The organism is Enterobacter cloacae complex sp. IR5428, assembly GCF_049238585.1.
Classification (GTDB): Bacteria; Pseudomonadota; Gammaproteobacteria; order Enterobacterales; family Enterobacteriaceae; genus Enterobacter; species Enterobacter intestinihominis.
Map to the genome: position 1 here is coordinate 343,612 of NZ_JBMKHV010000001.1, position 12,469 is coordinate 356,080.

9 protein-coding genes and 1 pseudogene are annotated in these 12,469 nt (G+C 57.4%); 6 read left to right on the forward strand and 4 right to left on the reverse strand.

What is annotated here, in order from left to right:
* The first annotated feature begins 36 nt into the window (after nt 1–36).
* Genes ACOTXC_RS01555 through narI form a run of 4 tightly spaced genes read left to right on the forward strand, consistent with a single transcriptional unit; the run spans nt 37 to nt 6,690 of the window.
* Complete coding sequence (locus ACOTXC_RS01555) at nt 37–3,777, forward strand: nitrate reductase subunit alpha (protein ID WP_023306262.1); 3,741 nt, start codon at nt 37–39, stop codon at nt 3,775–3,777.
* Nucleotides 3,774–5,318, forward strand: coding sequence for a nitrate reductase subunit beta (gene narH / locus ACOTXC_RS01560; RefSeq protein WP_023306263.1), 1,545 nt, complete (start codon nt 3,774–3,776; stop codon nt 5,316–5,318). The genes ACOTXC_RS01555 and narH overlap by 4 nt, the downstream gene beginning before the upstream one ends.
* Nucleotides 5,318–6,013 carry a nitrate reductase molybdenum cofactor assembly chaperone gene (narW, locus tag ACOTXC_RS01565; protein ID WP_421767341.1) on the forward strand — a complete coding sequence of 232 codons (696 nt, stop codon included), beginning with the start codon at nt 5,318–5,320 and terminating at the stop codon, nt 6,011–6,013. Before narH ends, narW begins: the two co-directional genes overlap by 1 nt.
* On the forward strand, nt 6,010–6,690 hold the full coding sequence (gene narI, locus ACOTXC_RS01570) for a respiratory nitrate reductase subunit gamma (protein ID WP_022648214.1): 681 nt from the start codon (nt 6,010–6,012) through the stop codon (nt 6,688–6,690). Before narW ends, narI begins: the two co-directional genes overlap by 4 nt.
* A gap of 88 nt (nt 6,691–6,778) precedes the next feature.
* On the opposite strand, the gene ACOTXC_RS01575 is transcribed toward narI, so the two are convergent.
* Nucleotides 6,779–7,228, reverse strand: coding sequence for a hypothetical protein (locus ACOTXC_RS01575; protein ID WP_047365085.1), 450 nt, complete (start codon nt 7,226–7,228; stop codon nt 6,779–6,781).
* A gap of 94 nt (nt 7,229–7,322) precedes the next feature.
* Nucleotides 7,323–8,168 (reverse strand): N-hydroxyarylamine O-acetyltransferase, encoded by an 846-nt coding sequence (gene nhoA, locus ACOTXC_RS01580; RefSeq protein WP_421767342.1) that lies wholly within the window; start codon nt 8,166–8,168, stop codon nt 7,323–7,325.
* A 105-nt stretch (nt 8,169–8,273) separates the two neighbouring features.
* Between nhoA and ACOTXC_RS01585 the strand changes: the two genes are divergently transcribed.
* Nucleotides 8,274–8,846: a flavin reductase family protein gene (locus ACOTXC_RS01585; protein WP_045622528.1), complete on the forward strand. Its 573-nt coding sequence runs from the start codon at nt 8,274–8,276 to the stop codon at nt 8,844–8,846.
* 48 nt (nt 8,847–8,894) lie between these two features.
* Here ACOTXC_RS01585 and fusA read toward each other — a convergent pair whose 3' ends face one another.
* On the reverse strand, nt 8,895–10,994 hold the full coding sequence (gene fusA / locus ACOTXC_RS01590; RefSeq protein ID WP_023330144.1) for an elongation factor G: 2,100 nt from the start codon (nt 10,992–10,994) through the stop codon (nt 8,895–8,897).
* Between the two features lie 161 nt (nt 10,995–11,155).
* Here fusA and ACOTXC_RS01595 point away from each other — a divergent pair, with 161 nt between their 5' ends.
* Entirely contained in the window at nt 11,156–11,458 is a 303-nt protein-coding gene (locus ACOTXC_RS01595; protein ID WP_022648218.1) for an ArsR/SmtB family transcription factor, read from the forward strand.
* Here ACOTXC_RS01595 and ACOTXC_RS01600 read toward each other — a convergent pair.
* Nucleotides 11,453–12,388 (reverse strand): annotated as a pseudogene (locus ACOTXC_RS01600) (LysR family transcriptional regulator). The gene ACOTXC_RS01595 and the pseudogene ACOTXC_RS01600 overlap by 6 nt on opposite strands.
* Between the last annotated feature and the right edge of the window lie 81 nt (nt 12,389–12,469).

A 12,469-nucleotide genomic window follows, 5' to 3' on the forward strand; every position in this document is an offset into this window, starting at 1 on the left:
ACCCTCCGGCCATGTTATCGAAGCAGGAGAAATGTCATGAGCAAACTGTTGGACCGCTTCCGTTACTTCAAAACAAAAGGCGACAGTTTCGCCGATGGGCACGGCCAGGTGTACCACACCAACCGCGACTGGGAGGACAGCTACCGTCAGCGCTGGCAGTTCGACAAGATTGTGCGATCCACCCACGGCGTTAACTGCACCGGCTCCTGTAGCTGGAAGATTTATGTCAAAAATGGCCTGGTGACATGGGAAACCCAGCAGACCGACTACCCGCGTACCCGCCCTGACCTGCCTAACCACGAACCGCGCGGCTGCCCGCGTGGCGCAAGCTACTCCTGGTATCTCTACAGCGCCAACCGTCTCAAGTACCCGCTGGTACGCCGCAGGCTGATCGAGCTCTGGCGCGAGGCGCTGGCGCAGCATACCGATCCGGTGCTGGCCTGGGATGCCATTCAGAACGATCCGCAAAAAGCGCAAAGCTACAGAAAGGCGCGGGGTAAAGGCGGGTTTATCCGCTCAAACTGGAAAGAGCTTAACCAGCTGATTGCTGCCGCCAACGTCTGGACCATCAAAAATTACGGCCCGGATCGGGTAGCCGGTTTTTCCCCTATCCCGGCCATGTCGATGGTCTCTTATGCCGCCGGTACGCGCTATCTCTCCCTGCTCGGCGGCACCTGCCTGAGCTTCTATGACTGGTACTGCGATTTGCCTCCGGCATCGCCGATGACCTGGGGCGAGCAGACCGACGTGCCGGAATCGGCGGACTGGTACAACTCCAGCTATATCATTGCCTGGGGCTCGAACGTGCCGCAGACGCGTACCCCGGACGCCCACTTCTTTACCGAAGTGCGTTACAAAGGCACCAAGACCGTCGCCATTACGCCGGACTTCTCGGAGGTGGCGAAGCTCAGCGACCAGTGGCTGGCCCCCAAACAGGGTACCGACAGTGCCCTTGCCATGGCGATGGGGCATGTGATCCTCAAAGAGTTCCACCTTGATAACCCGAGCGATTACTTCCTCAACTATTGCCGCCGCTACACCGACATGCCGATGCTGGTCCTGCTGGATGAACAGGCTGACGGTCGCGTGGTGCCGGGCCGCATGCTGCGCGCGTCGGATCTGGCCGACGGGCTGGGTGAAACCAATAATCCGGAGTGGAAAACCATCGCCTTTGACGTAGCCGGAAATCTGGTGGCGCCGAACGGCTCTATCGGTTTCCGCTGGGGCGAAAAAGGCAAATGGAACCTGGAGTCGCTGGCCGCGGGACAGGAGACCGAGCTGACGCTTTCCCTGCTCATCACCCACGACAGTGTGGCAGACGTGGCCTTCCCTTACTTCGGGGGCAACGAGAACCCGCATTTCCGCAGCGTGAAGCAGGAGCCGGTGCTGACGCGCCGCGTACCGAGTAAAACCCTGACGCTGGCCGACGGCAGCCAGAGACGCGTGGTCAGCGTGTACGATCTGGTGCTCGCAAACTACGGCCTCGATCGCGGTCTGGAAGACAGTAACGCGGCGGCAAACTACGCCGAGATCAAAGCCTACACCCCGGCCTGGGGCGAACAAATTACCGGCGTACCCGCTTACCTGATAGAAAAAATCGCCCGTGAATTTGCCGACACGGCGCACAAAACCCATGGTCGTTCGATGATCATCCTCGGGGCCGGTGTGAACCACTGGTACCACATGGACATGAACTACCGCGGGATGATCAACATGCTGGTCTTCTGCGGCTGCGTCGGGCAAAGCGGCGGCGGCTGGTCGCACTATGTCGGCCAGGAGAAACTGCGTCCGCAAACCGGCTGGCTGCCGCTGGCCTTCGCGCTGGACTGGAACCGTCCGCCGCGCCAGATGAACAGCACCTCTTACTTCTACAACCACGCCAGCCAGTGGCGCTATGAGAAGCTCACCGCACAGGAGCTGCTTTCTCCTCTTGCAGACGCGTCGAAATTCACCGGACATCTGATTGATTTCAACGTCCGCGCCGAGCGCATGGGCTGGCTCCCTTCCGCGCCGCAGCTCAACCTCAACCCGCTGCACGTTAAGGCCCGTGCCGACGCCGCCGGAATGTCGCCGCAGGATTACACCGTGCAGGCGTTAAAATCGGGCGATATTCGCTTCGCCTGCGAACAGCCGGACAACGGCAAGAACCACCCGCGCAACCTGTTTGTCTGGCGTTCTAACCTGCTTGGCTCGTCCGGAAAAGGCCATGAGTACATGCTCAAATACCTGCTTGGCACCGAGAGCGGGATCCAGGGCGAGGATTTAGGCTCAACGGATGATGTCAAACCTGAAGAGGTGGAATGGCAAACCGCCGCCATTGAGGGCAAGCTGGATCTGCTGGTGACGCTCGATTTCCGTATGTCCAGCACCTGCCTGTTCTCCGATATCGTCCTGCCGACCGCCACCTGGTATGAAAAAGACGATATGAATACCTCGGACATGCATCCGTTTATTCACCCGCTCTCTGCCGCCGTTGACCCCGCGTGGGAGTCCCGCAGTGACTGGGAGATCTACAAAGGCATCGCCAAAGTCTTCTCTGAAGTGTGCGTCGGGCATCTCGGCACCGAAACTGACGTGGTGCTACAGCCGCTACAGCATGACTCCCCGGGGGAACTGTCGCAGCCTTTTGATATTCTGGACTGGCGCAAAGGCGAGTGCGATCTCATCCCCGGTAAAACCGCGCCAAACATTGCGGTCGTCGAGCGCAACTATCCGGAAACCTACGAGCGCTTCACTTCTCTCGGTCCGCTGCTGGACAAACTCGGCAACGGCGGAAAAGGCATATCGTGGAACACGCAAAACGAAGTCGATTTCCTCGGCAAGCTCAATTACGTCAAGCTCGACGGCCCGGCCAAAGGCCGACCGCGCATTGAAACCGCCATTGATGCTTCAGAGGTGATCCTCGCTCTTGCGCCGGAAACCAACGGTCAGGTCGCGGTCAAAGCCTGGGAGGCCCTCGGCGAACTGACCGGGCGCGATCACACCCATCTGGCGCTGAACAAAGAAGACGAGAAAATTCGCTTCCGCGATATTCAGGCGCAGCCGCGCAAAATTATCTCCAGCCCAACGTGGTCCGGCCTTGAGAGCGAGCACGTGTCGTATAACGCAGGCTATACCAACGTTCACGAGCTGATCCCGTGGCGCACGATTTCCGGCCGCCAGCAGCTGTATCAGGATCACACCTGGATGCGCGCCTTCGGTGAAAGTCTGGTGGCCTATCGTCCACCGATTGATACCCGCAGCGTCACCCATATGCGCGAGATTCCGCCGAACGGCTTCCCGGAAAAAGCGCTTAACTTCCTGACGCCGCACCAGAAATGGGGCATTCACTCCACCTACAGCGAAAACCTGCTGATGCAGACCCTGTCACGCGGGGGGCCAATCGTCTGGATCAGCGAAACCGACGCGCGCGAGCTGGGGATTGAGGACAACGACTGGATCGAAGCCTTCAACGCCAACGGCGCCCTCACCGCCCGCGCGGTGGTCAGCCAGCGCGTGCCGCCGGGCATGACCATGATGTACCACGCTCAGGAGCGCATTCTGAACATTCCGGGGTCAGAAGTGACCGGACGGCGCGGCGGGATCCACAACTCGGTCACCCGCGTCTGTCCGAAACCGACCCACATGATTGGCGGCTACGCGCAGCTGGCGTACAGCTTTAACTATTACGGCACCGTCGGCTCGAATCGCGACGAGTTCATTATGATCCGCAAAATGAAAAACATTAACTGGCTGGACGGCGAAGGTCGGGATCAGGTTCAGGAGGCGAAAAAATGAAAATACGCTCACAGGTTGGCATGGTACTGAATCTCGATAAATGCATTGGCTGCCACACCTGCTCGGTCACCTGTAAGAACGTCTGGACCGGGCGCGAAGGGATGGAGTATGCGTGGTTTAATAACGTCGAAACCAAACCGGGTATCGGCTATCCGAAAAACTGGGAAGATCAGGATGAGTGGCAAGGCGGATGGATCCGCAGTATTCACGGCAAGCTGACCCCGCGCCTCGGCGGAAAAATGGGCGTCCTGTCGAAAATTTTCGCCAACCCCGTGTTGCCGCAGATTGACGATTACTATGAACCTTTCACCTTCGATTACCAGGATCTGCACCGCGCCCCGGAGGGGGATCACCTCCCTACCGCCCGCCCCCGCTCGCTGATTGACGGTAAGCGGATGGATAAGATCGTCTGGGGGCCAAACTGGGAGGAGCTGCTGGGTGGCGAGTTCGAAAAACGCGCCCGCGACCGAAACTTTCAGAAGATCCAGAAAGAGATGTACGGTCAGTTCGAAAACACCTTCATGATGTACCTGCCGCGCCTGTGCGAGCATTGCCTCAACCCGAGCTGCGTCGCCACCTGCCCGAGCGGTGCGATTTACAAACGCGAAGAGGACGGCATTGTGCTGATCGACCAGGACAAATGCCGCGGCTGGCGACTGTGCATCAGCGGCTGCCCGTACAAGAAAATCTACTTCAACTGGAAAAGCGGCAAGTCAGAGAAGTGCATCTTCTGCTATCCGCGCATCGAGTCCGGCCAGCCGACCGTCTGCTCAGAAACCTGCGTTGGACGCATCCGCTACCTTGGTGTGCTGTTGTATGACGCGGACCGTATTGAAGAGGCGGCCAGCACCGAGCATGAAACCGATCTGTATGAGCGCCAGTGCGACGTGTTCCTTAACCCGAACGATCCGGCGGTGATTGAAGAAGCCCTGAAGCAGGGCATCCCGCAGAACGTCATCGACGCAGCGCAGCGTTCCCCGGTTTACAAAATGGCGATGGACTGGAAGCTCGCCCTGCCGCTGCATCCGGAATACCGCACCCTGCCGATGGTCTGGTATGTGCCGCCGCTGTCACCGATTCAGTCCTACGCGGACGCGGGTGGTCTGCCGCAGAGCGACGGTGTACTGCCTGCGGTCGAAAGCCTGCGCATCCCGGTGCAATACCTGGCAAATATGCTCAGCGCGGGCGATACCGGCCCGGTGCTGCGCGCTCTGAAGCGCATGATGGCGATGCGCCACTACAAACGCTCCCAGACCGTGGAAGGCGTGACCGATACCCGCGCCATTGAGGAAGTGGGCCTGACCGAAGCGCAGGTTGAGGAGATGTACCGCTATCTGGCCATCGCTAACTACGAAGACCGCTTCGTGATCCCGACCAGCCACCGCGAAATGGCGCGCGACGCCTTCCCGGAGAAAAACGGCTGCGGCTTCACCTTCGGTGACGGCTGTCACGGCTCCGACACCAGGTTCAACCTCTTCAACAGCAGCCGCATCGACGCGATCAACATTACCGAGGTGCGCGATCACGGGGAGGGAGAATAATGCAGATCCTTAAAATCATCGCGCTACTGATTGAGTATCCCGATGAGCTGCTTTGGGATAACCGTGAAGAAGCGCTTTCCCTGGTGGAACAGGATGCGCCCATGCTAGTGCCGTTTGCGCAGCAGCACCTGAGCGCCCCGCTGCTGGATAAGCAGGCCGAATGGTGTGAAGTTTTCGAGCGGGGGCGCGCGACTTCACTACTGCTGTTCGAGCACGTTCACGCCGAGTCCCGCGATCGCGGTCAGGCGATGGTCGACCTGATGAGCCAGTATGAGAAAGCCGGGCTGGAGCTGGATTGCCGCGAGCTGCCGGACTATCTGCCGCTCTATCTGGAATATCTCAGTATCGTCAGCGACGACGAGGCGCGTGAAGGGCTGCAAAACGTCGCGCCTATACTGGCGCTGATTGGAGGCCGCCTGAAACAGCGCGAGGTAGCGCATTACCAGCTGTTTGACGCCCTGCTGTCGCTGGCGGAAACACGGCTTTCCAGCGACAGCGTGGCGAAACAGGTATCCGGTGAAAAACGTGATGATACCCGTCAGGCGCTGGACGCCGTGTGGGAAGAGGAACAGGTCAAGTTTATCGAAGACAACGCCACATCGTGCGACAGTTCGCCGATGCAGCAATATCAACGACGCTTTAGCCAGGACGTCGCGCCGCAGTACGTGGACGTCAGCGCCGGAGGCCCAAAATGACTCATTACCTGAACGTGTTTTTCTATGACATTTATCCGTACATCTGCGCCACCGTCTTCTTCCTCGGCAGTTGGTTGCGCTACGACTATGGGCAGTACACCTGGCGGGCGTCATCAAGCCAGATGCTCAGCAAGCGCGGGATGAACTGGGCTTCGAACCTGTTTCATATTGGGATTCTGGGGATCTTCTTCGGGCACCTGTTCGGCATGTTAACCCCGCACTGGATGTACGCCTGGTTTTTACCCGTCGCGGTTAAACAGCAGTTAGCCATGATTGCGGGAGGTATTTGCGGGGTGCTGACGCTGATCGGTGGGTCGATGCTGCTGATCCGCCGCCTGTTCAACCAGCGGGTGCGTGCCACGTCCACCACGCCGGATATTATCATCATGAGTATCCTGCTGCTTCAGTGCATCCTTGGGCTGTCGACCATTCCTTTCTCCGCCCAGTATCCTGATGGAAGCGAGATGATGAAGCTGGTGGGCTGGGCGCAGGGGATCGTCACGTTTAAGGGAGGCTCGTCGGAAATGCTGAGCGGCGTCGCGCCGATCTTCCGCGTGCATCTGGTGCTGGGGATGACGATCTTCCTTATCTTCCCGTTCACCCGTCTGGTGCACGTTTGGAGTGCGCCGTTTGAGTATTTCACCCGTCGCTATCAGGTGGTGAGATCGCGCCGTTGATTTTGTCGGGTGGCGGCTTCGCCTTACCCGACCTACGTTTCAAGCCGCTGTAGGCCCGGTAAGGCGTAGCCGCCACCGGGCCGCACTGTCAGAACAGCGTACTTCCGCTGACGACTGAAATAACCAACAGCAGCAGCAACACTGCGACGATCAGACCAAAAGCCAGTAACGCCGCATGAAAAGCGAGCGTAGCCCCAGAAAAAAACAGTGCGCCACTCACCCCCCATCGGTTCTCTTTGCGCATCCCACCCGTGAAGGCAAGCCCTAATGCCACCACAGACAAAATTACTCCGCTATTGATAAGAATACTGTCGATATCGACCGTTTTCTTTTTCGCCTCAACGGTCGGTTGTTCCCCTTTGATGCCAGCAATAATCCCTTTTTTCACCGCCGAAACCTTTTCAGCCACAACAATTTCAAGCGCTGTCGACTTTGTTGAAAAAGGACCAAAGGTGAACTGCACTAATGAGACAAGCAGTGCAATAACCCCGAGTAACATTCCCACTGAACTGAATTTATTCCGCAACAAGATTTCCATATCAGCATGCCTTCGATGATGTTTAAACTAACCCGCCGAATGGCGGCCTACGTTCGGGCACCCGTAGGCCCGGTAAGGCGTAGCCGCCACCGGGCTATTTACCTGCCTGTGGATGCGTATCAAACCCCGCCATCACGGCCGTCAGCTCGGCCAGGGTAAAGCCGTGCTTCGGGTCATCAACGCCCAGGCCAAACCGCGCCTGCATCAGCTTATACAGCGCCTCCGCATCCGGCAAATGGATCTGCTCCTCCACATGCCCGTTCTGCCAGTGGGTAAAATTAAAGTTGGTCAGCGTCAGCTTGCCCCCGTCCGGCAGGTGGCGACACATCAGCAGGTGATGACGAAAATGGGACTGAGGCCAGTGCGCCGACCAGAAGTTACCCATCACGTAATCGTTGAAGTACTGGGTCCCCAGGTCAAATTGGTACATTGACTGCCAGTGCTCGTGATGGCGGAATTGCAGTACCCAGTCATTACCCTCGCTCAGCAAACGATAACACCCGTGCGGGGTTTCCTGCTCCTCGTTGGCGATCAAACGAATCGGCGCCGTCAGCGTTTGTCCGCCAAATCCCACATCGGCGATCCAGCGCTCGCCGTTCAGCTCAACCAGCAGCAACCGGTGCGTGCGCGGCGGCATCTGCGACGGATTCGCCAGCACAACCCGCCCCAGCACGCTGCGTACCGTAAACCCAACTTCGCGCAACACCCGCTCAAACAGGCCGTTTTGCTCGAAGCAATATCCCCCCCGACGCGCGGTGACCAGTTTATCCACCAGACACCCGTCGTCCAGATGGATTTCCCGCGGCAAAACGACGTCAATATTTTCAAAAGGGATCGCGCAGTTATGGTGTAAATGGAGCCCCCGCAGGGTATCGATATTAACCTGTACGGGCTGCTGCCAGCCCGTGCGGGCAAAATAAGCACTCAGAAATGGGGACATGATTTGCTCCATGATGTGATATCCCCTGTTTATAAACTATTTTCCCTTATGCATATGCGCAAAAGTGCTTTTTCGCCATACTCATCGTGTACATGAGGAGTTCCTATGAGCCACTTTCGTCCTGTTGAATTACGTCATGCCAGCCGTCTTCTGAATCACGGTCCAACCGTGCTCATCACCAGCCGGGATGAGACCATCGATCGTCGCAACGTCATGGCCGCCGCATGGTCTATGCCGGTGGAATTTGAACCCCCGCGTATCGCGATCGTGGTAGACAAAAGCGCGTGGTCACGGGAGTTGATCGAACGCAGCGGGAAATTCGGCATTGTGATCCCCGGCGTGGCGGCAGCCAACTGGACCTGGGCGGTCGGCAGCGTCAGCGGGCGCGACGAGGATAAATTTAACTGCTACGGGATCCCGGTTATTCATGGCCCTGAGCTTGGTCTGCCGGTTATAGAAGAGAAATGTCTGGCGTGGATGGAGTGTCGGTTATTACCTGTCACTTCTGCGGCAGAGAAATATGACACCCTGTTTGGCGAAGTGGTTTCCGCCGCGGCAGATGAACGCGCATTTGTCTCCGGACGCTGGCAGTTTGACGGGGATAAGCTGAATACGCTGCATCATCTGGGGGCCGGGACGTTTGTGACGAGTGGGAAGATGGTGAAGGCGCTGGATTAACGCATCTCAAAAAAGAAAAGCCCTCTTCCTGAGGAAGAGGGCTTTTTATTACTTAACACGCTTCGCAATAATCTCATCCGCCACATTCCGCGGAGCTTCCGCAAAATGATGGAACTCCATCGTATACGTCGCGCGCCCCTGGGACATCGAGCGCAGCGTGGTGGCGTAGCCAAACATTTCAGCCAGCGGGACGTCAGCGCGAATAATCTGGCTGCCGTACTGCTCTGCCATCCCCTGCACCATGCCGCGGCGGGAGGAGAGATCGCCCATAATGTTCCCGGCATACTCTTCCGGCGTTTCCACCTCAACGTGCATCACCGGCTCAAGAATAACCGGATCCGCCCGCCGCGCGCCCTCTTTGAAGCCGAGGATCGCCGCCATGCGGAAGGCCATCTCCGAGGAGTCAACGTCATGGTAGGAACCAAACGTCAGGGTCGCTTTCACATCGACAACCGGATAGCCCGCCAGCACACCCGTATTCATGGCTTCTCGCAAGCCTTTTTCCACCGACGGGATGTACTCCCGCGGCACTACCCCGCCTTTGGTGGCATCTTCAAACACAAAACCACTTCCGGCTGCTAACGGCTCCAGACTCAGGACCACATGACCGTACTGCCCTTTCCCGCCGGACTGTCGGACAAATTTACCTTCAATATCCTTCACCGCTTTACGCAGGGTTTCACGGTAGGTGACCTGCGGACGACCAATGTTTGCCTCAACGCCAAACTCACGCTTCATGCGGTCAACGATGATTTCGAGATGCAGTTCGCCCATCCCGGAGATAATGGTCTGACCGGACTCTTCGTCCGTGTGCAGACGGAAAGACGGATCCTCCGCCGCCAGGCGCTGTAGGGCGATCCCCATTTTCTCCTGATCGGCCTTGGTTTTCGGCTCAATCGCCAGCGAAATAACCGGGTCCGGGAACTCCATCCGTTCAAGGGTGATCACCGCATTCGGGTCGGTCAGCGTGTCACCGGTGGTGACGTCTTTCAGCCCGACACAGGCTGCGATATCCCCTGTGCGCAGCTCGTCCACCTCATGGCGGTCGTTGGCATGCATCAGCACGATGCGCCCGATTCGCTCTTTTTTGCCCTTCACCGGGTTATAAACCGCGTCGCCTTTGCGCAGTATGCCGGAATAGACGCGAATAAAGGTCAACTGTCCGACGTACGGATCGCTCATCAGCTTGAAGGCCAGCGCAGAGAATGGTTCATCATCGCTTGGGTGGCGCTCGGCGTGCTGTCCGTCTTCGTCTACCCCATCAATAGCGGGCACGTCCAGTGGAGACGGCATCAATTCAATCACCGCGTCGAGCATGCGCTGCACCCCCTTGTTCTTGAAAGCGCTGCCGCACAGCATGGGCTGTATTTCACCGGAGATCGTCCGGATCCGTAACCCTTTGATGATTTCCGCCTCATCCAGTTCGCCCGTCTCAAGGTACTTATCCATAAGCTCATCGCTGGCTTCTGCCGCAGACGAGACCATTTTTTCTCGCCACGTCTGGGCGGTGCTCAGCAGATCGTCGGGCACCGGCGCGTAGGTGAACGCCATGCCCTGGGTCGCATCATCCCAAAGAATGGTGCGCATCTTGATGAGATCAACCACGCCGGTGAAGTGTTCCTCTGCGCCCACGGGGATCACAATCGGGACCGGATTAGCTTTCAGCCGCTCCTGCATCATCCGCACCACGCGGAAGAAATCCGCACCCGGGCGGTCCATTTTGTTGACGAATGCCAGACGCGGGACGTGATATTTATTCGCCTGACGCCAGACGGTTTCCGACTGCGGCTGCACGCCGCCGACGGAGTCATAAACCATCACCGCGCCGTCGAGCACACGCATGGAACGTTCCACCTCAATGGTGAAATCCACATGCCCGGGGGTGTCGATAATATTGATGCGGTGCGGTTCAAAGCCTCTGTCCATACCGGGCCAAAAACAGCTCACCGCCGCCGACGTAATGGTGATCCCGCGCTCCTGCTCCTGCGCCATCCAGTCGGTGGTTGCCGCGCCATCGTGTACTTCACCCAGCTTGTGGCTCATCCCGGTGTAAAACAGGATGCGCTCAGTGGTGGTTGTTTTGCCCGCATCGATATGCGCGGAGATACCGATGTTGCGATAACGTTCGAGTGGAATGGGTCGGGGCATGATATTTCCTTACGTCTTCATGACGGGTTTGTGACGACCAGGATAGTCGCGTGTTTGTTCGTTTGTTATAATAGTCCTATTGTACGAGTATTATCGAACTATTTTTTAACGGTTGACCTATTGTTGATATAGCTCAATCTCACGCGAGACGCAGGAAAACGATGATCCCAAACCACCCGGAACCAGAACAAATACTGCTGGAAAATGTGCTGTTCGCCCTCGGCAATCCGCTGCGGCTGGCGATTATTCGACGGCTGGCCGACGGCAGTGAGCTGAGCTGCAACGCGCTGCGCCCGGACGAGGTGGTGAAATCAACCATGACTCACCACTGGCGTGTACTGCGCGACAGCGGCGTGATCTGGCAGCGCCCGCAGGGGCGCGAGAATATGATTTCACTGAGAAGAGAAGATCTGGACGCCCGCTTTCCGGGGCTGATGGCGATCCTGTTACAGTCGAAATCATAAGCGCACTGACTGTTGCCTTTCGGCCAGCGCGCGCAGCGTAGCTTTGAGCCAGTTCGTAACGCCTCGTTTCCCGCTGCGCTTGTGCGAATAAATTTTTACTTCAAACGGACTGATGTGGAACGGTAAATCAAAAATTTGAATACGGGTAGCTGGCAGCAGCTTTTCAGCGGCGAATCGAGGTAACGCCATCAGCAGATCGCTTTCTGCAATAACAAACGGGGCGCTGAGCATAGACGGGGTTTTGATCGCAATGTGTCGGGTATAACCCATGCGTTCCAGCTGCAAATCCAGCACCCCCTGCTTCTCATTCCACGGCGTAACCACAAGATGCCGGGCGGCGAGATAATCCTCTAGCGTGAGCGCGCTCCGGCTCGCATTGCTAATCACCACATATTCATCTTCGAACCAGCTGATCTCTTCCAGCTCCGGGTACCGGCGATCCTCAATGGTGCTGAATCCCAGGGCCAGATCCACCTCTCCTGCCAGTAATTCCGTCAACGCCGGGCTGTGCGGCAAATATCGTAATTCCAGACGCAAGCCAGGCGCCGCATGTTGAAGCGTATTCATGAGCGCAGGGAATATGCAGAACGCGGTAAAGTCCGTTATCGCGATCTGCAAACACGCTGTACTGACAGCAGGATCAAATTCCGGCTGCGGCGACAGCTCCTGGTCGAGATATTTCAGGGCCGATGCAATAACTGGCGCAAGCTGGGTGGCATAGACGCTGGGACACATTCGATGTCCTTCCCGTTAGAACAGCGGGTCGTTGAGCGAAACACGCAGCCGTGACAGGGCATGGCTGAGCGCCGAGGTGCTCATCGCCAGCTCATCTGCCGCAAGTCGAACGGAACTGTGGCGATAAATCGCGTCAAAAACCGGCAGAAGGTTTAAATCAAGGCGCCTTAAGGCTGGATGCATAATATTCATCATTTATTGATTTCATTGCACTTAATTCTTCTGACATTAGCCTTTATGCTTATCCCCATCAACTACAAACAAAGATAAAGGGAA